The sequence below is a fragment of the Enterobacter sp. V87_3 genome (assembly GCF_029967835.1).
Lineage (GTDB): Bacteria > Pseudomonadota > Gammaproteobacteria > Enterobacterales > Enterobacteriaceae > Enterobacter > Enterobacter cancerogenus.
In genome coordinates this window covers 1-23503 of the sequence record NZ_JASCAM010000015.1, presented here as the reverse complement: position 1 = coordinate 23503, position 23503 = coordinate 1, and the positions used below count along the sequence as shown (strand labels likewise).

Below are 23503 nucleotides of genomic sequence, written 5' to 3'. Positions count from 1 at the left end.
ACAAAACCCATCTCCCTCTCCCTGTGGGAGAGGGCTGGGGTGAGGGCAACAGGCTACGCCAGATCCCCCCCGTTGCTCGCAATCACCTTCTTATACCACCCGAACGATTTCTTGCGCGTCCGCTCCAGCGTGCCGTTACCGGCATCATCGCGATCCACGTAGACAAACCCGTAGCGCTTGCTCATCTCGCCCGTCGAGGCGGCCACCAGGTCGATACAGCCCCAGGTGGTGTAACCCATCAGCGGCACACCATCCTCGATCGCGTCGCCCATCGCGCGGATGTGCTCGCGCAGGTAGCTGATGCGGTAGTCGTCGTTGATCTCGCCGTTGGCGTCGATTTCGTCCTTCGCGCCGAGGCCGTTTTCCACCAGGAACAGCGGCTTCTGATAGCGGTCATACATCATGTTCATGGTGATGCGCAGGCCCAGCGGGTCAATCCCCCAACCCCACTCGCTCACCTCAATGTGCGGGTTACGTAACGACTTCACGATATTCGCCGCATTGGTATTGTTCGCGTTCATGTCCGCCGACGCACAGCGAGAGGCGTAATAGCTGAACGAGACAAAATCAACGGTGTTTGTCAGCAGTTCGTCATCGCCGGGGTCTTTAACAATCACCACCCCTTTCTCGCGGAACACCCGGGCAGAGTAGGCCGGATAGCGGCCGCGCGCCTGCACGTCGATAAAGAACAGGTTCTCGCGATCTTTCTCCAGCGCCATCCACACGTCTTCCGGCTTGCAGGAGTAAGGGTAGAAATTACCGCCCGCCAGCATACAGCCGACCTGGTTTTCAGGGTTAACCTCGTGGGCGATTTTGGTCGCCAGCGCGCTCGCCACCAGCTCGTGATGTGCGGCCTGGTATTTCACCTGGTCCTCGTTCTCACCCTCCTCGAACACCAGCCCCGCGCCGGAGAACGGGCTGTGTAGCATGATGTTGATTTCGTTGAAGGTCAGCCAGTATTTCACCAGGCCGTTAAACGCTTCGAAGCAGGTCCGCGCGTAGCGGGCGAAGAAATCGACCATTCTGCGGTTGCGCCACGAGCCATATTCGGTGACCAGATGCATCGGCACGTCGAAGTGGCACAGGGTCACCAGCGGCTCGATGTTGTACTTTTTGCACTCCTCGAATACCGCGCGGTAGAAGGCGATGCCCTCCTGGTTCGGCAGCGGCTCGTCACCGTTCGGATAGAGGCGGCTCCAGGCAATTGAGGTGCGGAACACCGTGAAGCCCATCTCCGCCATCAGGGCGATGTCCTCTTTATAGCGGTGGTAAAAATCAATCGCCTCGTGGCTCGGGTAAAACTCGTCGTCGCGCAATGAAAAACGTTTTTCCTTCCCGAGTTTCACCGCCAGACGGTTCGCACCGTGGGGGATCATATCGACCGTGGTCAGCCCTTTGCCGCCCTCGCGGTACGCGCCTTCACTCTGGTTGGCGGCAAGCGCGCCGCCCCATAAAAATCCTTGTGGAAAAACCGACATTTCTACCTCGCTATACAATTATGCTCGTGCTGCGTTGGCCTGAACCGGGGCGGCTTGCAGGGCGCGTGCCTTATCGGCGTCGTCTTCAACCGGGATATCTTCAAAACCTAATATCAGGGTCAGAACAAACGACAGCACTACCGCCAGCCCCATCACGCCGAATACCCAGACGATGGTCATCGGGTTTGCCGGGTCGAAGAACTGGACGCTGGTAAACAGCCCCGGCGCTGCCATCGAGTGGCTGGCAAGGCCTGCCACACCGGCCACCGCGCCGCAGATAAAGCCGCTGATCAGGCTTGCAATCAGCGGACGCTTCAGCCGCACCGCTACGCCGTACAGGGCCGGCTCAGAGATCCCCGCCATGATGGCAGAGGCCGCGGCCGCCAGCGCCGTCTGGCGCAGCTCCGGGTTTTTAGTTTTCCACGCCACCGCCAGCGACGAGCCGCCAAGCGACAGGTTGGCGCCGATTTCTGACGGCATCACCATCCCTTCTTTGCCCGTTTCGGCAATGGTCTGGATGATGGTTGGCGTGAACACGCGGTGCATACCGGTCATCACCAGCAGCGGCCACAGCGCGCCCATGATGGCGACCGACAGCCAGCCCAGATAGCCGTGAATGGTGTACACCAGCGCGGAGATGGCGCTGCCGATCCAGATCCCCAGCGGTCCAATCAGCACAATGGCGAGCGGGGCGGCAATCAGCACGATCAGCATCGGCTTCAGGAAGTTTTTTGTCACCGCCGGCGTGATGCGATCCACCCAGCGTTCGATATACGACAGGCACCAGGTCATGACCAGCGCCGGGATCACGGTATAGGTATATTTCACCGCCGTGACCGGAATTAAGGCAAATTCTACATGCTCGCCCTGCGCCGCTTTCGCCATCAGCTCGATAAAGCTCGGGTGTACCAGCACGCCCGCAATAGCGATGGCGAGCGACATATTGGTTTTGAATTTCACTGCCGCCGAAGCCGCAACCATCAGCGGCAGGAAGAAGAACGCCCCGTCGCCGATGACGGTCAGGATGGTCAGGGTTGGCGCGCCTTTCTCCAGCACGCCGGTCATCTCAAGGATCATCGCCAGCAGCTTGACCATCGAGCCGCCGATGATCGCCGGGATCAGTGGCGACATGGTGCCGATCAGCGCATCAAGGATCCCTGCGCCTATCCGCCGCAAGGTCATTTTTTGCGGACCTTCCGGCACGGCAGGCTGGAGGTCGGTGGGTAACAGGCTGACCACTTCGCGGTAGGCCTGAGAAACGGTGTTGCCAATAATCACCTGGCACTGGTTATCGCTGCGCACCACGCCGAGCACGCCGCTGATGCTTTTCAGACGCGCGGCGTCGGTAAGACTTTCGTCTTTCAGAACAAAGCGCAGACGCGTCATGCAGTGGGTGACGGCGACGATGTTATCTTTACCACCGAGCGCGCTGATCACGTCGTTTGCCAGCGCGGCATAGTTTTTGGCCATCGGATGTGTTCCTGTTATCGTTGTGAGTCGTGTAGGAAACCGGTTTCACATAATCATCATGAGTTTTTCCTGATGAAACAAGATCGCTTTTTGTTCATTTTTTCGTTTCGTGACGACGATCACCCGGCGCGGAAAAAAGCGTGATGCTGCCGCTGCGACAATTTTTATGCGGTGCAGTACACTGCGAACCATCAGATTAAGAGGGAAGAACACGATGACCACGATGCTGGAAGTGGCGAAACGGGCAGGCGTTTCGAAAGCGACGGTTTCCAGGGTGCTGTCGGGCAATGGCTACGTCAGCCAGGAGACCAAAGACCGGGTGTTTCAGGCCATCGACGAGAGCGGCTATCGCCCGAATTTGCTGGCGCGCAACCTGGCGACCAGGCGCACCCAGACGCTGGGGCTGGTGGTGACCAACACCCTGTATCACGGCGTCTACTTTAGCGAACTGCTGTTTCACGCCGCGCGCATGACCGAAGAGAAAGGGCGGCAGCTGATCCTGGCGGACGGCAAGCACAGCGCCGAAGAGGAGCGCGAGGCGATCCAGTATCTGCTGGATATGCGCTGCGACGCGGTGATTATCTATCCGCGTTTTCTCAGCGTGGAGGAGATGGACGAGATCGTTGAGAAATGCGAGCAGCCGATTATGGTGCTGAACCGCCGTCTGCGCAAAAACAGCAGCCACAGCGTCTGGTCCGATCATAAATCCTCCTCTCAGGAGGCGGTGTCGCAGCTGATTGCGAAAGGGCACCGGGAGATTGCGTTTATCACCGGCTCGCTGGATTCCCCGACCGGGGTTGAGCGTCTGTCAGGTTACAAAGCCGCGCTGGCGCAGCACGGCATCGCCCTGCGCGAAGAACTGATAGCAGAAGGGAAGTGGACCCCGGCAAGCGGTTCGGCGGCCGTCGCCGGGCTGTTATCCCGCGGCGAGCGTTTTACGGCGCTGGTGGCGAGCAATGACGATATGGCGATAGGTGCCCTGAAACAGCTTCATGACAGCGGAATCGCCGCGCCGGAGGCGGTGTCGGTGATTGGGTTCGACGATGTTGCCATTGCGCCATACACCGTGCCGTCGCTCTCCAGCGTGCGTATTCCGGTGACGGAGATGATCAAAGAGACCATCAGTCGCTTAATCTTCATGCTGGATGGCGGTGAGTTCACCTCTCAGCAAACCTTCTCCGGCGAGCTGATCCTGCGCGACTCCGTCACTGACGGTCCGCATCGCTGACGTCGACAGCCGTCATCGTCAGAAGTGACGATGACGGTGCCGCTTTCGTTTTTCATTTATATATAAATCAACATGTTAATAATTGGCACGGTTTGTGAATAGCTTCGCGCATGACTGATATGCTGGAGTAGTAGATGAACCGTTTTATGATGGCCGATGCCAGTAAGTGCATTGGTTGCCGAACCTGTGAAGTCGCCTGCGTGGTGTCCCACCAGGCGGATCAGGATTGTGCCTCCCTGACCCCGGAATCTTTCCTGCCGCGCATTCACGTTATCAAAGGCGTGGATATTTCAACGGCGGCGATCTGCCGCCAGTGCGAAGACGCGCCGTGCGCCAACGTCTGCCCTAACGGGGCAATCAAACGCGAAAAAGGATTTGTACACGTGATGCAGGAGCGCTGCATCGGCTGCAAAACCTGCGTGGTGGCCTGTCCGTATGGCGCGATGGAAGTGGTCGTTCGCCCGGTGGTGCGCAACAGCGGCGCGGGGCTGAGCGTGCGAGCGGAGAAGGCCGAAGCCAATAAATGCGACCTCTGCTACCACCGCGAAGCCGGCCCGGCCTGCATGGAAGCCTGCCCGACGCACGCGCTGGTCTGCGTGGATCGCGACAAACTCGAACAGATGAGCGCGGAAAAACGCCGTCGGGCAGCGTTCGACACGTCGTCATCTCTGCTGTTTTAAGCCGCGATGAGCAGTAACGGTGTGCAGCTGCGCATACGCGGCAGGGTGCAGGGCGTCGGTTTTCGTCCCTTCGTCTGGCAGCTGGCGAACCAGCTTCAGCTGAGGGGCGATGTCTGCAATGACGCACAGGGCGTGCTGGTGCGCCTCGCGGGTGATGGGGGGGCCTTTACCGCGAGGCTGCATCAGGACTGCCCACCCCTGGCACGCATTGACCACGTTGATACGCAGCCCTTTACCTGGACGCGCGTGCCGGACGATTTTTCCATTCGCCACAGCGCGGCCGGGACCATGGACACCCAGATTGTTCCGGATGCCGCCACCTGCCCGGCGTGTCTGGCCGAAATGCGCGACCCTGCCGGGCGCCGCTACCGCTATCCCTTTATCAACTGCACCCACTGCGGCCCGCGTTTCACCATTATCCGCGCGATGCCGTATGACCGTCCGGCCACGGCAATGGCGCACTTCCCGCTGTGCACGCCCTGTGAAACGGAGTACCGCGACCCCGCCGACCGGCGTTTTCATGCCCAGCCGGTGGCGTGCCCGGACTGTGGCCCCTGGCTGGAATGGCGCGCGGGAGATAAAACCGCCGTGCGTGAAGCGGCCCTGAGCGCCGCGGTTGAGATGCTGAAAAAGGGCGGCATCGTCGCCATCAAAGGGCTGGGCGGTTTTCACCTTGCCTGCGATGCCCGTCATCCGCAGGCGATAGCCACACTGCGTTTGCGTAAGCGCCGTCCGGCGAAGCCGCTGGCGGTGATGCTCCCGCAGGCGGATGGCCTGCCGGATTCGATCCAAACGCTGCTGCACTCTCCTGCTGCGCCCATCGTGTTAGTGCCGGCGTCGTGGCTTCCTGACCTGCCCGACGGGATTGCTCCCGGCCTTTCGACGATTGGCGTCATGCTCCCGGCGAACCCGCTGCAGCATCTGCTGATGATGGACTGCCAGCGTCCGCTGGTGATGACCTCCGGCAACCTCAGCGGCAGGCCGCCAGCCATGACCAACCAGCAGGCGCTGGACGAGCTGGGTGACATCGCGGACGGGTTCCTGCTGCACAACCGCGACATCCTCCAGCGGATGGATGACTCCGTGCTGGATCAGGACGGCGTGATGCTGCGCCGCGCGCGCGGTTTTGTGCCGGATATCATCACGTTACCCGCAGGCTTTTGCGATATCCCCGCCATGCTATGCACCGGCGCGGAGCTGAAAAACACGTTTTGTCTGGTGCGCGGCAGCCAGGCGGTTGTGAGCCAGCACTTTGGCGATCTCAGCGAGGAGGGCGTGGAGGCGCAGTGGCGCGCGTCGCTTGACGTGATGCAGCGGATCTACGCCTTCCAGGCGGAACGCGTGGTCTGTGATGCGCATCCGGGGTACCACGCCCACGCGTGGGCCAAAGAGCAGGCGTTGCCGCTCGAGACGGTGCTGCACCACCACGCGCATACGGCGGCCTGCATGGCCGAGCACGGCTGGCCGCTGGACGGCGGGGATGTGATTGCTCTGACGCTGGACGGCATTGGCATGGGCGAGAACGGCGCGCTGTGGGGCGGGGAATGCCTGCGGGTGAACTATCTCGAATGCGAACATCTGGGCGGACTGCCCGCCGTGGCGCTGCCGGGCGGGGATCTGGCTGCCGTCCAGCCGTGGCGCAATTTGCTTGCTCACTGCCTGGCTTTTGTTCCGGCGTGGCAACGCTATCCGGAAACGCAGGCCGTGCAGCGGCAAAACTGGCCGCTGCTTTCTGCAGCCATTGCGCGCGGGATCAACGCGCCGCGGGCCTCATCCTGTGGACGGCTGTTCGACGCGGTGGCCTGCGCGCTGGGCATTGCCGCTGAAAACCAGCGCTACGAAGGGGAAGCCGCCTGCGGGCTGGAAGCGCTGGCGTCGCAGTGTGCGGGTGTGGCGCATCCGGTTACCCTGTCGGTGGAAAACCTCTCTCTCTTCTGGCAGCAGTGGCTCAACTGGCAGGCAGAACCCTGCGAGCGGGCATGGGCCTTCCATGACGCCCTGGCAAAAGGGCTGGCGGAACTTGCCGTGCGCCATGCCCGGCGTCTGTCGCTTTCAACGGTGTGCTGCAGTGGCGGCGTGTTACATAACCGTCTGCTGCGCGCGCGGCTTAGACATTACCTTGCCGACTACCACCTTCTTTTTCCTCGTCAGCTGCCCGCAGGTGACGGGGCTATCTCCTTCGGGCAGGCGGTTGTCGCCGCCGCCCGGTCATGTTCACAAAGGACTCAAAATGTTACGACACTTACGCAATGAACCTCGCGCGGCGTTCCTGCTGCTGGCTCTGGTAATGGCAAATCTGCTTGCCTGGGGATGGGCATGGTCAACCTTCAGCGCCAGCCCGGCACTGATGGCCGCAAGCCTGCTGGCCTGGTGCTACGGACTGCGACACGCGGTGGATGCCGACCATATTGCGGCTATCGATACCGTCACGCGTAAGATGATGCAGCAGGGCAAACGCCCGTCCGGCGTGGGGGCGTGGTTTTCGCTGGGGCACTCTACCATCGTGGTGCTGGCGTCCATTGCAATCGCGGCAACTGCCACGGCCTTCCAGAAAAACATGGCCTGGTTCCACGAGACGGGCGGGATGATTGGCACCGCCGTGTCGGCCACGTTCCTGCTGGCAATGGCGCTGGTGAATATGGTGATTTTACGCGGCGTCTGGCGCAGTTTTCAGGCGCTGAAAAAAGGGCGTTCGGCCAGCGGCGATCTTGCGCTGCCAGCGCAGGGCGGCGTGATGAACTGGCTGTTTGGTGCGACGTTCCGCCTGGTCAACAAAAGCTGGCAGATGTACCTGGTCGGCTTCCTGTTCGGACTGGGTTTTGACACCGCCACCGAGATTGGCGTGCTGGGCATCTCCGCGGCCAGCGCCTCAAAGGGGATGTCGGTGTGGGCGATCATGATCTTCCCAGCACTGTTCGCCAGCGGCATGGCGCTGATCGACACGCTTGATAATCTGTTAATGGTGGGCGCTTACGGCTGGGCGTTTAATAAACCGCAGCGCAAGCTCTACTACAACATGACCATCACCGGGACATCCGTGGTAGTGGCGCTGTTCATCGGAGGGCTGGAAGCGCTGGGCCTGCTGATGGATAAATTCGCACTCAGCGGCGGCGTGTGGGAGCTGATTGGCGCGGTCAACGACAACCTCGGCAACGCCGGATTTGTCGTCGTTGGGCTGTTTGTCGCCTGCTGGCTGATCTCGATGGTTAACTACCGCTGGCGCGGCTACGATGCGCTGGTGGTGCGTTCCTGAATCACTCAGACCTTTTGTTGCCCGGCGGCGCTCCGCTTGCACGGGCCTACAAGGTTTGTCGTTTTGTTGTTGAGTAGGCCGGGTAAGCGGAGCGCCACCCGGCATTGCGAGGGTTAAGCAGGAAGCGATTTCAGCAGTGTTGTTGGCCGGGTAAGCGGAGCGCCACCCGGCAATACGAGGGTTAAGCTGGCAGCGATTTCAGCAGAGCGAAAGCCTCCTTCATCCGATCTTCACTGACCACGAAGGCGCGCAGATTGCCCTCATCGTCAGCACCGCGTGCCACCATCCCCTGAGACTCAAGGATGATGTGCCAGTTAAGATCCCGGCGCTGGGTTTCACCAGCAAGGTGCAGCGGCAGCTCGGGTGTTTTCACCTTCACCAGCATCGCGGGTAATTTCAGGGGCGCACTGCCCCCAAGCAGGTTTTTCGCCAGATACATCGCGCTAAGCTGTATCGGCTGCAGGAACGGCAGAACCTGGCCGTTGATCTCCGCGCAGTCGCCCAGCGCATAGATGTCGGGCTGCGTGGTGCGCAGGTAGCTGTCTACCTTCACGCCGCGGTGGGTCTCGGCTCCGGCACGGTGAGCCAGCGCCGTTTCCGGACGCAGCCCGGTCGCAGCGATAACAACGTCTACCTCTACGCTGCGATTGCCGTCGAGCGTGGCGCGCACGCCGCCCTCGGTTTTGGTCAGACTGTGCAGCTGCGATTTCAGCAGCAGGTGCACGCCCATATCGGTCAGACGATGCTGTAAGCGACTGCTTACTTCCGCAGGCATCAGCGCCGACAGAATGCTCGCCGCGTGGTCCACTAAGGTGACGGCTTTACCCGCCCGGCAGAAGTCCATCGCCAGCTCGGTGCCAATCAGGCCGCCGCCAACAATCATCACGCGCTGCGCATCGCGAAGCCTCGTTTCGCTGGCCTGGTACTCCTGCTGGCTGTTCAGGGTGAGCATCAGCTCGCGGCCTTCAACCGGTGGAACAAAGGCAGAAGCACCGGTAGCAAGCACTAACTTATCGTACTGCCAGCTCTGGTCTTTCGCTTTCACGACGTGGGCGGCAGCGTCGATATCGGTTACCCAGGTGTAGGGAAACAGGCGCAGGTTAAACTGTTCCGCGAACTCCCCCGCCGACTGGCGGGTGAGGTCTTCGGCACGCTGATTCTGGCTAATGACGTGGCTTAAATCAGGCTTGTTGTACTCGTCCATGCTGTCGGCGGCGATCACCGTCAACGGCACGCTGGCATCCTGTTTACGAATGTTTTTCACCAGCTGGCGGGCGGCAAAGCCCGAGCCGATGATGACGATCCCGTTGCTCATTTTGCCTCCGTAGCCAGTTCGTCAAAGACGTCTTTACCAAGGGAACATTCCGGGCAGAGGAAGTTGTCCGGTACGTCACTCCACGGCGTGCCCGGGGCGACATCCTGCAGCGGCTCGCCCAGTTCCGGGTCGTAAATCCACTGGCAGACGCTGCACTGCATGCGCGGGCCGAGATCGGCAGAAGCGGCGGCACAGCTGCTGGCGGGCTGTGGTTCGGCCGGTTTTGCTACGGCTTCAGGCAGTGGAGCGAGCGCCCACTGACGTGCGATATCGCGACCGTGCTGGCGGCAGATTTCCAGCGCGTCGATGTCCGGGCGCCATTTGGCCTTGAGGCTCATGGACATTTCAAAACCGGCATCCTGCAGGCGGGTTGAGAGACGGTCAACCGCGCCGCCGCTCCAGCCGTGGGAGCCAAAGGCGCTGGCGCGTTTATTGCGGAAGCGCAGGCCGGTCATCTCTTCTACCAGACCCGCAATTTTTGGCATCATCACGTTGTTCATGGTGGAGGTGCCCACCAGCACGCCTTTGGAGCGGAAGGTGTTGGTCAGAATCTCGTTTTTATCGCTGCGGGCGACGTTGAAGATTTTCACCGCCACGTTCGGGTCAACTTCGTTGATACCCTGCGCGATTGCATCCGCCATCATGCGGGTGTTGTTGGACATGGTGTCGTAGAAGATAGTGATGCGATCTTCCTGATAATCTGCCGCCCATTTCAGATACAGCTCGACAATCTGGGTTGGATTTTCACGCCATACCACGCCGTGAGAGGTGGCAATCATATCCACCGGCAGGTTAAAGCCGAGGATCTCAGTGATTTTTGGCGTTACAAGACGGCTGAACGGCGTAAGTATGTTGGCGTAGTAGCGCTGGCACTGCTCAAACAGCTCGGTCTGATCCACTTCGTCGTTGAACAGACGCTCATCGCAGTAGTGCTGGCCGAAGGCGTCGTTACTGAACAGCACCGCGTCGCCGGTCATGTAGGTCATCATGCTGTCAGGCCAGTGCAGCATAGGCGTTTCCACGAAGATCAGCTGTTTGCCGTTACCGATATCCAGGGAGTCACCGGTTTTCACGGTGTGGAAATTCCACTCCGGATGGTGATGATGGCCGTTAATGGAGTCAATCGCGTTGGTGGTGCAGTAGATTGGCGTATTCGGGATATGGGACATCAACTCGGTCAGCGCGCCGGCGTGATCTTCTTCCGCATGGTTAATAATGATGTAGTCGATGTCATTCAGGTCGATTTCGCTGCGCAGGTTCTGCACGAACTCACGGCTGAATTTGTGATCGACGGTATCAATCAGGACGTTTTTGCCTTCACGAATGAGATAGCTGTTGTAGCTGCTGCCGCGCAGCGTTTTGTATTCAGTTCCGTGGAAATCACGAACTTCCCAGTCACGTTGGCCAACCCAATGAATGTTATTTTTAACCAGAATAGACATAGCAACCTCAGTTTAATGCGACGTTTTTAAATAAGATGGTTTAGCTATATCAAGTTGCGTGCCAACTTTTTAACCTATTGATTGTATATGGTTTTATTTTTTTATCCTCCCTAATGGTTAGTCATAATGACTATGATAAATACTGTCAATATGACAATATATATTGTCAAAATGACAGCGAGGTCAACATGAGCTTTTCTGTAGATGTACTGGCGAAGATAGCCATTGAACTGCAAACCGGGATTGGGCATCAGGACCGTTTTCAGCGGCTGATTTCCACGCTGCGCCACGTGCTGGAGTGCGATGCATCGGCGCTGCTGCGCTACGAGGGGCGGCAGTTTATCCCCCTGGCGATCGACGGGCTGGCGCAGGACGTGCTGGGGCGTCGCTTTACCCTTGAAGGCCACCCGCGCCTGGAAACCATCGCCAGGGCGGGGGACGTGGTGCGCTTTCCGGCAGACAGCGATCTGCCCGATCCCTATGACGGGTTGATCCCCGGACAGGAGAGCCTGAAGGTGCACGCCTGCATTGGCCTGCCGCTGTTTGCCGGGCAAAACCTCATCGGCGCGCTGACGCTTGACGGCATGTCGCCGGATCAGTTCGACACGTTCAGCGACGAGGAGCTACGGCTGATTGCCGCGCTGGCCGCCGGCGCGCTCAACAATGCGCTGCTGATTGAGCAACTGGAGAGCCAGAACATTCTTCCCGGCAGCCCGGCAGCGTTTGAGCAGGTGGCTCACACCGAGATGATCGGCCTGTCGCCGGGCATGGCGCAGCTTAAAAAAGAGATCGACATTGTGGCGGCCTCCGATTTGAACGTGCTGATTTTTGGTGAAACCGGCACCGGGAAGGAGCTGGTGGCGAAGTCGATTCACGAGGCCTCGCCGCGTGCGGTTAACCCGCTGGTCTACCTTAACTGCGCGGCGCTGCCGGAGAGCGTGGCGGAAAGCGAGCTGTTTGGTCACGTCAAAGGGGCGTTTACCGGGGCCATCAGCAACCGCAGCGGCAAGTTTGAAATGGCAGATAACGGCACGCTGTTCCTCGACGAAATTGGTGAGCTGTCGCTGTCGCTGCAGGCGAAGCTGCTGCGCGTGCTGCAGTATGGTGATATTCAGCGCGTCGGGGACGATCGCAGCCTGCGCGTCGACGTGCGCGTGCTGGCCGCCACCAACCGCGATTTGCGTGAAGCCGTGCTGGCCGGGCAGTTCCGTGCCGACCTGTTTCACCGACTGAGCGTTTTCCCGCTCTCCGTGCCGCCGCTGCGCGAGCGTGGTGAAGATGTGGTGCTGCTGGCAGGCTATTTCTGCGAGCAGTGTCGTCTGAAGATGGGGCTTTCCCGCGTGGTGTTAAGCCCGGGCGCGCGCAGCCATCTGCTGAGCTACGACTGGCCGGGAAACGTGCGCGAGCTGGAACATGCCATTCACCGTGCGGTGGTACTGGCGCGGGCCACGCGGTCAGGGGATGAGGTGGTGATCCACGCCCGTCATTTTGCCCTGCACGATGAAGCCGTGCAGACCGTGACGCAGGTTGTCCCGGAGATTGCTACCCAGAATCTGCGTGAGGCGACGGAGGCGTTTCAGCGACAGACTATCGCCCGTGCGCTGGAGCAGAATAATCGCAGCTGGGCCGCGTGCGCGCGTGCGCTGGAGACGGACGTCGCCAACCTGCACCGGCTGGCGAAGCGTCTTGGGCTTAAATAATACCGGCCTGATAGAAATCCTGCAGGTTGATGGCCCCGCACAGCTTGCCGCTGTCATCCACCACCGGTGCGGCGGTAATTTTACGCTTCATCAGCACCTCTTTAGCCTCAATGGCGCGGCTTTCGGCGTTGAGCGTTAAGCCGCCTGTGGTCATGGCGTCTGACACCTGCGATTCCAGCTTACCGCCGCCAACCAGCCAGCGGCGCAGGTCGCCGTCGGTAAAGACGCCTTTGACGAAGCCGCCGTCATCACACACGGCAACCAGCCCCAGCCCGGTACGGCTCAGCTCCAGCATTGCGTCCATCACGCTGGTATCAAGCGTGACCTGCGGCGTGGCCTCGTCGGTGCGCATCAGGTGGTGCACTTTATTGAGCAGACGCGCGCCCAGCGCCCCCGCCGGATGCGAGCGGGCAAAATCTTCTTCGTTAAACCCGCGCGCCTGCATCACCGCCATGGCCAGCGCATCGCCCATCATCAGCGTATTGACGGTGCTGGAGGTGGGGGCGAGGTGCATCGGGCAGGCTTCGCGTTCAACAGAGATATCCAGCGTGGCTTTGGCTGCCAGCGCCAGCGGCGAGCGGGGTTTGCCGGTCATCGCCAGCAGCGCTACCGATTTTTCCTGCAGGCGAGGGATGATGAGATCCAGCTCTTTAGCTGAACCGGAGTAGGAGATGAACAGCATCACGTCGCGGCTTTCAATCATCCCCAGATCGCCATGCAGCGCTTCAGCCGGATGGACGAAAAAGGCGGGCGTGCCGGTGCTGGCAAGCGTTGCGGCAATCTTTTTGCCGATATGGCCGGATTTACCAATCCCCGCCACAATCACTTTTCCTTCACACTGAATAAGGGTGTTGGCCGCGCGGACAAAATCCTCGCCCAGACGTTCCGGCAGGCGGCTTGCTTCCTGCAACTCCAGCAGCAGGGTCTGGCGGCCTGCGTTTAACAGAAAATCACTCATCACTCTCTCCGGTTTCGATCGTTTCCATTCCCTTCGCGGCGGAAGGAGGGCGCTATAGTAATCCATTCTCCTTTCGGCGATCGTGGTCAATGTCGAAAGATTTTGCTTACGGCCACAGAACCGCTTCCTTGAGGAGTTGGGGATGCTTTACCATACTGGGTTCTTATCGAACTCGTTAAATGGATGTCCCATGTTCAAGCGTCGTTATGCAGCGCTGTTGCCTGCACTTATTTTGCTGTCCGCCTGTAGTAGCAAACCAAAGACCGAAGCTGTTCAGCAGACGGCTGGCGCGCCGTCCGGGGGCTTCTTGCTGGAGCCGCAGCACAATATGATGCAGATGGGTGGCGATTTTGCGAACAACCCGGCTGCGGAAGCCTTTATCGACAAAATGGTGAGCAAGCACGGCTTTGACCGCCAGCAGCTGCACGAGATTTTGTCTCAGGCGAAACGTCTGGACTACGTGCTGCGTCTGATGGACAGGCAGGCCCCGACGGCGCAGGTTCCAACCGGGCCGAACGGTGCGTGGCTGCGCTACCGCAAACAGTTTATTACCCCGGACAACGTGCAAAACGGCGTGGCGTTCTGGAACCAGTATGAAGATGCGCTCAACCGCGCGTGGCAGGTTTACGGCGTTCCGCCTGAAATCATCGTCGGGATTATCGGCGTGGAAACCCGCTGGGGCCGCGTGATGGGCAAAACCCGCATCCTCGACGCGCTGGCAACGCTCTCCTTTAACTACCCGCGCCGTGCCGAATACTTCTCGTCCGAACTGGAAACCTTCCTGCTGATGGCGCGTAACGAGCAGGACGATCCGCTGGATCTGAAAGGCTCGTTTGCCGGTGCGATGGGCTACGGCCAGTTTATGCCGTCTTCCTATAAGCAATATGCCGTCGATTTCAACGGGGATGGTCACATCAACCTGTGGGATCCGGTAGATGCTATCGGCAGCGTGGCAAACTACTTCAAAGCGCACGGCTGGACGCCGGGCGGCCAGGTGGCGGTGCAGGCCAACGGCCAGGCGTTTGGCCTGGAAAATGGCTTCAAAACCCAGTACAGCCCTGCGCAGTTGATGGCGGCAGGCTTAACGCCGACCCAGCCGCTGGGTGACGCCCAGCAGTTGAGCCTGCTGCGCCTGGATGTCGGTACGGGTTATCAGTACTGGTACGGTCTGCCGAACTTCTACACCATCACGCGCTATAACCACAGCACACATTATGCGATGGCCGTGTGGCAGCTGGGGCTGGCGGTATCCCAGGCGCGCGTGCCGGCGGCGTCACCGTTTAGCCAGTAAGTTACCTTATTCCCCCTCTCCCGTTGGGAGAGGGGAGCCGTGCGCCCCGTTCTTCTTAGAAACATTTCGCCACACTCCCTTTACCCTTCCTTCATTTACATCATTGTCATCTTTTATTATTGTTATGTTATAACATTTAAAGTGGTGTAAAGATGTCGACTTCCTTTTTATCGCTCTCCGCACAGGCGCGGCTTCTGCTGGCCCTGGTGCTGATGATCTTTCTCGGTCTCGCCGTGCGCTGGGCGGTGGCGCTGCCATGATCGTAATGAACGAACTTATTGCGGGCTATGACCGCCAGCCCGTCACGCGGGCGTTATCGGGGGCTATTGAGCGCGGCAGCATGACTGCCATCGTCGGTGCGAACGGCTGCGGGAAATCCACGCTGCTCAAAACGCTCGCGGGTTTTCTTCCGCCAGTAAGCGGCGGCTTTCGCTGGCAGGGAAAACGCCCGGTGATTGGCTGGCTGGCGCAGCGGCACGCGCTGGAGGCGCAATTTCCGCTGACCGTGCAGGACGTGGTGGGAATGGGCTGCTGGCCACGCGTCTCACTTTTTTCCGGGTTTAGCCGTGACGCGCGTCTGCGAATTGCGGGGGCGCTTGAGCGAGTTGGGCTGGCGTCAATGGCGCTGTCGACCATCGATGCGCTCTCCGGCGGCCAGTTTCAGCGCATGCTATTTGCGCGCGTGTTAGTGCAGCAGGCACCGCTGGTGATGCTCGATGAACCTTTTACCGGTGTCGATGAAGCGACCAGTAACGTCCTGATGGAGATCATGCTTGAGATGTACATGCAGGGGCAGACGCTGCTGGCGGTGTTACACGACAGTGAGCGCGTGTCGCGGCACTTCCCACAAACGTTGCGGCTGGATCACGATATTCCCTGCTGGACCACGGAACGGGTGAGGGTGGCATGATCTGGCACATCTTCTTTCAGCCCTTTATCGAATACGGCTTTATGCGCCGCGCGCTGGTGGTCTGCCTGGCGCTCTCCGTCAGCACGACGGCGCTGGGCGTCTTTTTGCAGCTGCGTCAGATGAGCCTGATGGGCGATGCGCTCTCCCATGCCATTTTGCCCGGCGTGGCGGTGGGGTATCTGCTTAGCGGAATGTCGCTGCTGGCGATGAGTGTGGGCGGTTTCGTGGCGGGCATTACCGTCGCGCTGGTGGCGGGCGTGGTCAGCCGCCGCACGCCGCTCAAAGAGGACGCCAGCTTCGCCGGGTTCTATCTCGGATCGCTTGCCCTCGGCGTGACTCTGGTCTCGCTGCGCGGATCGAACGTAGACCTGCTGCATCTTCTCTTCGGTTCTATTCTCGCGGTGGACAACGACGCCGCGCTGTTCGTCGCGGGCGTGTGTATGGTCACCCTTATTACGCTGGCGATTTTCTATCGTGGGCTGGTTACCGAGGCGTTTGATACCGCGTGGCTGCAGGTGAATGCCCGCTGGCTGCCCGGCCTGCTGCACGGCCTGTTTCTCGCTCTGCTGGTGCTCAACCTGGTGGCCGGTTTTCAGGTGCTCGGCACGCTGATGGCCGTTGGGCTGATGATGCTCCCGGCGGTTGCGGCGCGCTGCTGGGCCCGCACGCTACCGGGGCTGCTGGCGATGGCGGGTCTCAGCGGTATCGGCTGTGCGTGGCTGGGATTAAGCCTCTCCTGGGCCGCAAGCTTACCTGCCGGGCCGTCCATTGTGCTGACCGCCAGCGCGCTGTTTTTTATCTCGATTTTATTGGGTTCGCGCAGCAGGCTGGCTGGCAGCCTGCGTGCGCTTTTTCAACGCAAGGGGAAATGATGAAACGTACAGGGTTAGCTATTGCGCTCGCGCTAGGAATGATGTCGCCGGGGTTGATGGCGAAAACGCTTAATGTGGTGACCAGCTTTTCCATCCTGGGTGATATTACGCAGGAAGTGGGGGGTGAACATGTGAAGGTGACCTCGCTGGTGGGGCCGGATGGCGATCCGCACACTTTTGAACCGTCGCCGAAAGACAGTGCGGCGTTAAGCAAGGCAGATGTAGTGGTGGTTAACGGATTAGGGCTTGAGGGCTGGCTTGACCGTCTGGTGAAAGCCTCCGGCTTTAAAGGCCAGCTGGTGGTGGCCTCGGCGGGGGTGAAAACGCACACGCTGGAGGAAGACGGCAAAACCGTGACCGATCCCCATGCCTGGAACAGCGCGGCGAACGGGGCGCTGTATGCGCAAAATATACTGTCGGCGCTGGTGAAAGCTGACCCGGACGACAAAGCCGCGCTGGAGGCTACCGGGAAGCCGTACATCGCCCAACTGACCCAACTGGACGGCTGGGCCAAAACGCGCTTTAGCCAGATCCCGCAGGCAAAACGCAACGTACTGACCAGCCATGACGCTTTCGGCTATTTCAGCCGCGCCTACGGTGTCACCTTTATGGCGCCGCAGGGGCTGTCGTCTGAGAGCGAAGCCAGCGCGGCGCAGGTGGCTGAGATCATCAACCAGATTAAAGCCAACGGCGTTAAAGCCTGGTTTATGGAAAACCAGCTCGACCCGCGTCTGGTGAAGCAAATTGCCAGCGCAACAGGAGCCGAGCCTGGCGGTGAACTCTACCCGGAAGCCTTGTCGGCAAAAGGCGGCGTGGCGGATACCTACGTCAGGGCGTTCCGCCACAACGTGAATACCCTCGCCGACAGCATGAAGTAATGTTCTTTCAAGCCGATGCGCCCGCGTCGGCTTTTTTCTGAAGCTCCCTCGTAAAACCTGAAGCGCATCCCCATATTTGACGAGAAAGTGCTATCTTGTGCTGCACGTTTTTTCGAAGCCTGGAGCGAAAATGACTGACCATGAATTGATGCAGCTTAGCGAAGTGGTAGGGCTGGCGTTGAAGCAGCGCGGGGCGACCATCACCACCGCCGAGTCCTGTACCGGTGGCTGGGTAGCCAAAGTGATTACCGACATTGCGGGCAGTTCCGCCTGGTTTGAACGCGGCTTTGTGACCTACAGTAATGAAGCTAAAGCGCAGATGATCGGCGTGCGTGAAGCCACGCTTGAACAGCATGGCGCGGTCAGCGAACCGGTGGTCATTGAGATGGCGATTGGTGCCCTGAAAGAGGCGCGCGCAGACTATGCGATTTCGATTAGCGGCATCGCCGGGCCGGATGGCGGCAGCGACGTGAAGCCTGTCGGCACCGTGTGGTTTGGTTTCGCAACCTCGAAAGGCGAGGGGATAACGCGGCGGGAATGCTTCAGCGGCGATCGCGAAAGCGTGCGTCGTCAGGCGACGGAATATGCGTTAAAAACGCTCTGGCAACATTTTCTACAAAATACTTGATACTGTATGACTATACAGTATAATTGCACCAACAGAACAGAAATCCACGGTGAAGCGCAGTTGCTTCTCCCGGCATGACAGGAGTAATAATGGCTATCGACGAAAACAAACAGAAAGCGTTGGCGGCAGCACTGGGCCAGATCGAAAAACAATTCGGTAAAGGCTCCATCATGCGCCTGGGTGAAGACCGTTCCATGGACGTGGAAACTATCTCCACCGGTTCGCTTTCTCTGGATATCGCACTGGGCGCGGGCGGTTTGCCGATGGGCCGTATCGTAGAAATCTACGGGCCGGAATCCTCAGGTAAAACCACGCTGACCCTGCAGGTCGTTGCGGCGGCACAGCGCGAAGGTAAAACCTGTGCGTTTATCGATGCCGAGCACGCGCTTGACCCCGTCTACGCACGTAAGCTGGGTGTTGATATCGACAACCTGCTGTGTTCTCAGCCGGACACCGGCGAGCAAGCGCTGGAAATTTGTGACGCGCTGGCACGTTCTGGTGCGGTTGACGTTATCGTGGTTGACTCCGTTGCCGCGCTGACGCCAAAAGCCGAAATCGAAGGTGAAATCGGTGACTCTCACATGGGCCTCGCGGCACGTATGATGAGCCAGGCGATGCGTAAGCTGGCAGGTAACCTGAAACAGTCCAACACGCTGCTGATCTTCATCAACCAGATCCGTATGAAAATCGGTGTGATGTTCGGTAACCCGGAAACCACCACTGGCGGTAACGCGCTGAAATTCTACGCGTCTGTGCGTCTGGATATCCGCCGTATTGGCGCGGTGAAAGACGGTGAGAACGTGGTGGGTAGTGAAACCCGCGTGAAGGTTGTGAAGAACAAAATCGCAGCACCGTTTAAACAGGCTGAATTCCAGATCCTCTACGGCGAAGGTATCAACTTCTACGGCGAGCTGGTTGACCTGGGCGTGAAAGAGAAGCTGATTGAGAAAGCGGGTGCCTGGTACAGCTACAACGGCGATAAAATTGGTCAGGGTAAAGCCAATGCCATTTCCTGGCTGAAAGATAACCCGGCCGCGGCGAAAGAGATCGAGAAAAAGGTGCGTGAGCTTCTGCTGAACAACCAGGACTCCAAACCGGATTTCGTGGTTGATGCTGCAGATGCTGAAGAAACCAACGAAGATTTCTAATTCTTCCGTGTAGAAAATGAAGGGCTGCGAATGCGGCCCTTTTTGCATTTCTGAATTAGCAGGTTTTTTTATGAGTGAACCGACATCTCGTCGCCCTGCCTATGCGCGCCTGCTGGATCGCGCGGTACGTATTCTGGCAGTGCGTGACCACAGCGAGCAGGAGTTACGGCGTAAACTGGCGGCACCCGTGATGAGTAAAAACGGGCCGGAAGAGATTGATGCCACGGCGGAAGACTACGACCGCGTGATTGCCTGGTGCTATGAGCAGAACTATCTTGATGACGACCGTTTCGCCTCCCGGTTTCTTGCCAGCCGTGGCCGGAAAGGTTACGGCCCTGCACGTATTCGCCAGGAGCTTAACCAGAAGGGTATCTCCCGGGAATCCATTGATAAAACCCTGCGAGAGTGCGATCTCGACTGGTGTGAGATGGCGCGCGAGCAGGCGATCCGGAAATACGGAGAACCGCTGCCGCGTGAATTTTCGGAAAAAGTCAAAATTCAGCGATTTTTACTCTACCGCGGCTTCCTGATGGAAGATATTCAGGATATCTGGCGCAATTTTGTCGATTGAACGCATGCGGGATTTTACTTCCCACTAAAGAAAACTTATCTTATTCCCACTTTTTCCAGTAGCTGGTCTGTCCAACTGTAAACAGATACAGACTTGCTGCGACATTTTGTTAGCTTGATTTCAGGATAATTATGAGCAAGAGCACCGCTGAGATCCGTCAGGCGTTTCTCGATTTTTTCCATAGTAAGGGACACCAGGTTGTTGCCAGCAGCTCCCTGGTACCAAATAACGACCCGACTCTGCTGTTTACCAACGCCGGGATGAACCAGTTCAAGGACGTATTCCTTGGTCTCGACAAGCGTAATTATTCCCGCGCGACAACCTCACAGCGTTGCGTGCGTGCGGGCGGTAAACATAATGACTTGGAAAACGTCGGTTACACCGCGCGTCACCACACCTTCTTCGAAATGCTGGGTAACTTCAGCTTCGGCGACTATTTCAAACACGATGCCATTCAATATGCATGGGAACTGCTGACCGGTGAAAACTGGTTCAACCTGCCAAAAGAGCGTCTGTGGGTTACCGTCTATGAAACGGACGACGAAGCGTTCGACATCTGGGAAAAAGAAGTCGGTATCCCGCGCGAACGTATTATCCGTATTGGTGATAACAAAGGCGCACCGTTTGCTTCAGACAACTTCTGGCAGATGGGTGACACCGGTCCTTGCGGCCCGTGCACCGAGATCTTCTACGATCACGGCGACCATATCTGGGGTGGCCCGCCGGGCAGCGCAGAAGAAGATGGCGATCGCTACATTGAGATCTGGAACATCGTCTTCATGCAGTTTAACCGTCAGGCCGACGGCACCATGGAGCCACTGCCGAAACCGTCCGTGGATACCGGCATGGGTCTGGAGCGTATTGCTGCGGTTCTGCAGCACGTTAACTCCAACTACGAAATTGACCTGTTCAGCACGCTGATTAAAGCCGTTGCCGAAGTGACGGGCGCAACCGATCTGAATAACAAATCGCTGCGCGTTATCGCTGACCATATCCGATCCTGCGCATTCCTGATTGCCGACGGCGTGATCCCGTCGAATGAAAACCGTGGCTACGTGCTGCGTCGTATCATTCGTCGCGCAATTCGTCACGGCAACATGCTGGGCGCGAAAGATACCTTCTTCTATAAGCTCGTTGGGCCACTGATTGGCGTGATGGGTTCTGCCGGCGACGAACTGAAACGCCAGCAGGCGCAGGTGGAGCAGGTTCTGAAAACCGAAGAAGAGCAGTTTGCCCGTACTCTGGAGCGCGGTCTGGCGCTGCTGGACGACGAACTGTCTAAGCTCAAGGGCGACACGCTGGATGGCGAAACCGCTTTCCGCCTGTACGACACCTACGGCTTCCCGGTTGACCTGACGGCGGACGTTTGCCGTGAGCGCAACATCAAAGTTGACGAAGCCGGCTTTGAAGCCGCGATGGAAGAGCAGCGTCGTCGCGCGCGTGAATCCAGCGGTTTTGGCGCAGACTACAACGCAATGATCCGTGTTGATAGCGCCTCTGAATTTAAAGGCTACGACGCGCTGGAACTGACCGGCAACGTCACTGCACTGTTTGTTGACGGTAAAGCCGTAGACAGCATCAGCGCGGGCCAGGAAGCCGTTGTCATCCTCGACAAAACGCCGTTCTATGCCGAATCCGGCGGTCAGGTTGGCGATAAAGGCGAACTGAAAGGCAACGGTTTCAGCTTCAGCGTGAGCGATACGCAGAAATACGGCCAGGCCATTGGTCACCAGGGCAAACTGTTTTCCGGTTCACTGAAAGTCGGTGAAGGCGTGCAGGCTAACGTCGATGAAGCTCGCCGTGCGCGCATCCGTCTGAACCACTCTGCAACACACCTGATGCACGCCGCGCTGCGCGAGGTGCTGGGCACGCACGTGGCACAGAAAGGGTCTCTGGTTAACGACAAAGTTCTGCGTTTCGACTTCTCGCATTTTGAAGCGATGAAACCGTCTGAAATCCGTGCGGTGGAAGATCTGGTGAACGCGCAGATCCGTCGTAACCTGCCAATCGAGACCAACATCATGGATCTCGAGGCCGCGAAGAACAAAGGGGCTATGGCGCTGTTTGGTGAGAAATATGACGAACGTGTTCGCGTGCTGAGCATGGGCGACTTCTCAACCGAGCTGTGCGGTGGGACTCACGCATCACGCACCGGTGATATCGGTCTGTTCCGCATCCTGTCTGAGTCAGGCACGGCGGCAGGCGTTCGTCGTATCGAAGCGGTGACGGGTGAGGCCGCTATTGCCAGCCTGCACGCGCAGAGCGACCAGCTGCACGATATCGCGCAGCTGCTGAAAGGCGATAGCCAGAATCTGGGCGAGAAAGTGCGTGTTGCGCTGGATCGTACCCGCCAGCTGGAGAAAGAGCTGCAGCAGTTGAAAGAACAAGCGGCAGCACAGGAGAGCGCAAGCCTCTCCAGCAAAGCGGTAGACATTAAGGGCGTCAAACTGCTGGTCAGCGAGCTGGCTGGCGTTGAGCCTAAGATGCTGCGCACTATGGTCGACGACCTGAAGAACCAGTTAGGTTCGGCGGTAATCGTGCTGGCGACGGTGGCAGAAGGTAAGGTTTCTCTGATTGCGGGCGTCTCTAAGGATGTGACGGATCGTGTTAAAGCAGGGGAATTGATCGGTATGGTCGCTCAGCAGGTGGGCGGTAAAGGTGGCGGTCGTCCGGACATGGCGCAAGCCGGCGGTACTGATTCGGCGGCACTTCCTGCGGCATTAACCAGTGTTGAAAGCTGGGTAAGCGCCAAACTGTAATAACAACAAAGCACAAACAGACGCCGTAGCGGTAACGTTATGGCGTCTTGTTCACTGCGCTATCGATAACGATAAAGTCAGGTTGAGTTTGTGTATATCGGCTAAACTTACGTTTAACAGAATGTGATGCCGTGACTGCTTACACTTTACGTGTTTGTCATCGCTTACTTTTTGGCGTTATATGATGGATAATGCCGGGATACAAGAGACCCGACTCTTTTAATCTTTCAAGGAGCAAAGAATGCTGATTCTGACTCGTCGAGTAGGTGAGACCCTCATGATTGGGGATGAGGTCACCGTGACAGTTTTAGGGGTAAAGGGTAACCAGGTACGTATTGGTGTTAACGCTCCTAAAGAAGTATCTGTCCACCGTGAAGAGATCTACCAGCGTATCCAGGCTGAAAAATCCCAGCAGTCCAGTTACTGATATTATTGCGTCTCGCTGTCGGGCGAGACGCAACCCCCTCCTGTTATTCTTCCTCCATAAAGTTACCGTTCTATTTCAATTGCGCTCTTTTTGACCGCTCCATAACTCTTAACGTCCGCAAAGTTCACGCTTCTCACGTGAGAATGCTGCACAGCTGCCTGCAAAATCCGCTTATAAAACACCCTCTTTGCGGGTTTTACATGCGAATTGCCTGCGATTTGTCCAAACGATAAAAGCTTTTGGAAAATTGTTTGACTTATAAGTCCCAGAAAGTAATATATGCGCCACGCAGCGACGAGAAGCTCTTAACGAGTTACTCGAAGCACTCGAAAGAGGCGTTGTGTGGTGAGGTGGCCGAGAGGCTGAAGGCGCTCCCCTGCTAAGGGAGTATGCGGTCAAAAGCTGCATCCGGGGTTCGAATCCCCGCCTCACCGCCATTTTGCATCCGTAGCTCAGCTGGATAGAGTACTCGGCTACGAACCGAGCGGTCGGAGG

The 23503-nt window shown here is 58.4% G+C and carries 19 protein-coding genes and 1 tRNA gene; 15 read left to right on the top strand and 5 right to left on the bottom strand.

Going from position 1 to position 23503, the window contains the following annotated elements; translation table 11 throughout:
• Window positions 1–53: 53 nt before the first annotated feature.
• Both QLG21_RS07290 and ascF read right to left on the bottom strand, forming a co-directional pair.
• Window positions 54–1478 carry a 6-phospho-beta-glucosidase gene (locus QLG21_RS07290; protein ID WP_006178182.1) on the bottom strand — a complete coding sequence of 475 codons (1425 nt, stop codon included), beginning with the start codon at window positions 1476–1478 and terminating at the stop codon, window positions 54–56.
• A gap of 18 nt (window positions 1479–1496) precedes the next feature.
• A complete protein-coding gene (gene ascF / locus QLG21_RS07285; protein ID WP_282484157.1) occupies window positions 1497–2948 on the bottom strand; it encodes a PTS cellobiose/arbutin/salicin transporter subunit IIBC in 1452 nt (483 codons plus the stop codon).
• A gap of 214 nt (window positions 2949–3162) precedes the next feature.
• Here ascF and QLG21_RS07280 point away from each other — a divergent pair, with 214 nt between their 5' ends.
• The 4 genes from QLG21_RS07280 (at window position 3163) to QLG21_RS07265 (ending at window position 8109) form a co-directional block, all read left to right on the top strand.
• A complete protein-coding gene (locus QLG21_RS07280; protein ID WP_006178178.1) occupies window positions 3163–4176 on the top strand; it encodes a LacI family DNA-binding transcriptional regulator in 1014 nt (337 codons plus the stop codon).
• Between the two features lie 134 nt (window positions 4177–4310).
• A complete protein-coding gene (gene hydN / locus QLG21_RS07275) occupies window positions 4311–4856 on the top strand; it encodes an electron transport protein HydN (RefSeq protein ID WP_006178177.1) in 546 nt (181 codons plus the stop codon).
• Between the two features lie 6 nt (window positions 4857–4862).
• On the top strand, window positions 4863–7109 hold the full coding sequence (hypF, locus tag QLG21_RS07270; RefSeq protein WP_282484156.1) for a carbamoyltransferase HypF: 2247 nt from the start codon (window positions 4863–4865) through the stop codon (window positions 7107–7109).
• The gene (locus tag QLG21_RS07265) at window positions 7087–8109 is read left to right on the top strand and encodes a HoxN/HupN/NixA family nickel/cobalt transporter (protein ID WP_282484155.1); all 1023 of its coding nucleotides are present in this window, start codon (window positions 7087–7089) and stop codon (window positions 8107–8109) included. Before hypF ends, QLG21_RS07265 begins: the two co-directional genes overlap by 23 nt.
• A 181-nt stretch (window positions 8110–8290) precedes the next feature.
• On the opposite strand, the gene norW is transcribed toward QLG21_RS07265, so the two are convergent.
• Complete coding sequence (norW, locus tag QLG21_RS07260; RefSeq protein ID WP_282484154.1) at window positions 8291–9424, bottom strand: NADH:flavorubredoxin reductase NorW; 1134 nt, start codon at window positions 9422–9424, stop codon at window positions 8291–8293.
• Window positions 9421–10866, bottom strand: a complete 1446-nt coding sequence (gene norV, locus QLG21_RS07255) for an anaerobic nitric oxide reductase flavorubredoxin (RefSeq protein WP_006178170.1) — start codon at window positions 10864–10866, stop codon at window positions 9421–9423. The genes norW and norV overlap by 4 nt, the downstream gene beginning before the upstream one ends.
• Window positions 10867–11054: 188 nt before the next feature.
• Here norV and norR point away from each other — a divergent pair, with 188 nt between their 5' ends.
• A complete protein-coding gene (gene norR / locus QLG21_RS07250) occupies window positions 11055–12566 on the top strand; it encodes a nitric oxide reductase transcriptional regulator NorR (RefSeq protein ID WP_042321794.1) in 1512 nt (503 codons plus the stop codon).
• On the opposite strand, the gene gutQ is transcribed toward norR, so the two are convergent.
• Entirely contained in the window at window positions 12559–13524 is a 966-nt protein-coding gene (gutQ, locus tag QLG21_RS07245; protein ID WP_088208660.1) for an arabinose-5-phosphate isomerase GutQ, read from the bottom strand. The two genes, norR and gutQ, sit on opposite strands and share 8 nt — an antisense overlap.
• 190 nt (window positions 13525–13714) lie before the next feature.
• Here gutQ and mltB point away from each other — a divergent pair, with 190 nt between their 5' ends.
• The 10 genes from mltB to QLG21_RS07195 all read left to right on the top strand — a co-directional run bounded on the left by mltB (window position 13715) and on the right by QLG21_RS07195 (window position 23445).
• On the top strand, window positions 13715–14815 hold the full coding sequence (gene mltB, locus QLG21_RS07240) for a lytic murein transglycosylase B (RefSeq protein ID WP_282484153.1): 1101 nt from the start codon (window positions 13715–13717) through the stop codon (window positions 14813–14815).
• A 256-nt stretch (window positions 14816–15071) separates the two neighbouring features.
• On the top strand, window positions 15072–15725 hold the full coding sequence (locus QLG21_RS07235) for an ATP-binding cassette domain-containing protein (RefSeq protein WP_282484152.1): 654 nt from the start codon (window positions 15072–15074) through the stop codon (window positions 15723–15725).
• Window positions 15722–16597, top strand: coding sequence for a metal ABC transporter permease (locus QLG21_RS07230; RefSeq protein WP_282484151.1), 876 nt, complete (start codon window positions 15722–15724; stop codon window positions 16595–16597). Before QLG21_RS07235 ends, QLG21_RS07230 begins: the two co-directional genes overlap by 4 nt.
• Window positions 16597–17475, top strand: coding sequence for a metal ABC transporter substrate-binding protein (locus tag QLG21_RS07225; protein ID WP_282484181.1), 879 nt, complete (start codon window positions 16597–16599; stop codon window positions 17473–17475). The genes QLG21_RS07230 and QLG21_RS07225 overlap by 1 nt, the downstream gene beginning before the upstream one ends.
• A 130-nt stretch (window positions 17476–17605) precedes the next feature.
• Window positions 17606–18103 carry a nicotinamide-nucleotide amidase gene (pncC, locus tag QLG21_RS07220; protein WP_006178162.1) on the top strand — a complete coding sequence of 166 codons (498 nt, stop codon included), beginning with the start codon at window positions 17606–17608 and terminating at the stop codon, window positions 18101–18103.
• Window positions 18104–18192: 89 nt separating this feature from the next.
• Window positions 18193–19251: a recombinase RecA gene (recA, locus tag QLG21_RS07215; protein WP_042321788.1), complete on the top strand. Its 1059-nt coding sequence runs from the start codon at window positions 18193–18195 to the stop codon at window positions 19249–19251.
• Between the two features lie 70 nt (window positions 19252–19321).
• Window positions 19322–19822 carry a recombination regulator RecX gene (gene recX / locus QLG21_RS07210; protein ID WP_006178160.1) on the top strand — a complete coding sequence of 167 codons (501 nt, stop codon included), beginning with the start codon at window positions 19322–19324 and terminating at the stop codon, window positions 19820–19822.
• Window positions 19823–19953: 131 nt separating this feature from the next.
• Window positions 19954–22581 (top strand): alanine--tRNA ligase, encoded by a 2628-nt coding sequence (gene alaS / locus QLG21_RS07205; protein WP_282484150.1) that lies wholly within the window; start codon window positions 19954–19956, stop codon window positions 22579–22581.
• A 241-nt stretch (window positions 22582–22822) separates the two neighbouring features.
• Window positions 22823–23008, top strand: a complete 186-nt coding sequence (csrA, locus tag QLG21_RS07200) for a carbon storage regulator CsrA (protein ID WP_000906486.1) — start codon at window positions 22823–22825, stop codon at window positions 23006–23008.
• A 344-nt stretch (window positions 23009–23352) separates the two neighbouring features.
• Window positions 23353–23445, top strand: a tRNA-Ser gene (locus tag QLG21_RS07195).
• The last annotated feature ends 58 nt before the right edge of the window (window positions 23446–23503 follow it).

Bases quoted from the DNA above. Each gene is read 5' to 3' on its own strand.
- hydN (WP_006178177.1), top strand. From the start codon at position 4,311: ATGAACCGTTTTATGATGGCCGATGCCAGTAAGTGCATTGGTTGCCGA.
- norW (WP_282484154.1), bottom strand. From the start codon at position 9,424: ATGAGCAACGGGATCGTCATCATCGGCTCGGGCTTTGCCGCCCGCCAG.
- pncC (WP_006178162.1), top strand. From the start codon at position 17,606: ATGACTGACCATGAATTGATGCAGCTTAGCGAAGTGGTAGGGCTGGCG.
- QLG21_RS07225 (WP_282484181.1), top strand. From the start codon at position 16,597: ATGAAACGTACAGGGTTAGCTATTGCGCTCGCGCTAGGAATGATGTCG.
- QLG21_RS07280 (WP_006178178.1), top strand. From the start codon at position 3,163: ATGACCACGATGCTGGAAGTGGCGAAACGGGCAGGCGTTTCGAAAGCG.
- gutQ (WP_088208660.1), bottom strand. From the start codon at position 13,524: ATGAGTGATTTTCTGTTAAACGCAGGCCGCCAGACCCTGCTGCTGGAG.
- QLG21_RS07230 (WP_282484151.1), top strand. From the start codon at position 15,722: ATGATCTGGCACATCTTCTTTCAGCCCTTTATCGAATACGGCTTTATG.
- recX (WP_006178160.1), top strand. From the start codon at position 19,322: ATGAGTGAACCGACATCTCGTCGCCCTGCCTATGCGCGCCTGCTGGAT.
- QLG21_RS07235 (WP_282484152.1), top strand. From the start codon at position 15,072: ATGATCGTAATGAACGAACTTATTGCGGGCTATGACCGCCAGCCCGTC.
- norR (WP_042321794.1), top strand. From the start codon at position 11,055: ATGAGCTTTTCTGTAGATGTACTGGCGAAGATAGCCATTGAACTGCAA.
- QLG21_RS07265 (WP_282484155.1), top strand. From the start codon at position 7,087: ATGTTACGACACTTACGCAATGAACCTCGCGCGGCGTTCCTGCTGCTG.
- hypF (WP_282484156.1), top strand. From the start codon at position 4,863: ATGAGCAGTAACGGTGTGCAGCTGCGCATACGCGGCAGGGTGCAGGGC.
- ascF (WP_282484157.1), bottom strand. From the start codon at position 2,948: ATGGCCAAAAACTATGCCGCGCTGGCAAACGACGTGATCAGCGCGCTC.
- mltB (WP_282484153.1), top strand. From the start codon at position 13,715: ATGTTCAAGCGTCGTTATGCAGCGCTGTTGCCTGCACTTATTTTGCTG.
- csrA (WP_000906486.1), top strand. From the start codon at position 22,823: ATGCTGATTCTGACTCGTCGAGTAGGTGAGACCCTCATGATTGGGGAT.
- recA (WP_042321788.1), top strand. From the start codon at position 18,193: ATGGCTATCGACGAAAACAAACAGAAAGCGTTGGCGGCAGCACTGGGC.
- norV (WP_006178170.1), bottom strand. From the start codon at position 10,866: ATGTCTATTCTGGTTAAAAATAACATTCATTGGGTTGGCCAACGTGAC.
- QLG21_RS07290 (WP_006178182.1), bottom strand. From the start codon at position 1,478: ATGTCGGTTTTTCCACAAGGATTTTTATGGGGCGGCGCGCTTGCCGCC.
- alaS (WP_282484150.1), top strand. From the start codon at position 19,954: ATGAGCAAGAGCACCGCTGAGATCCGTCAGGCGTTTCTCGATTTTTTC.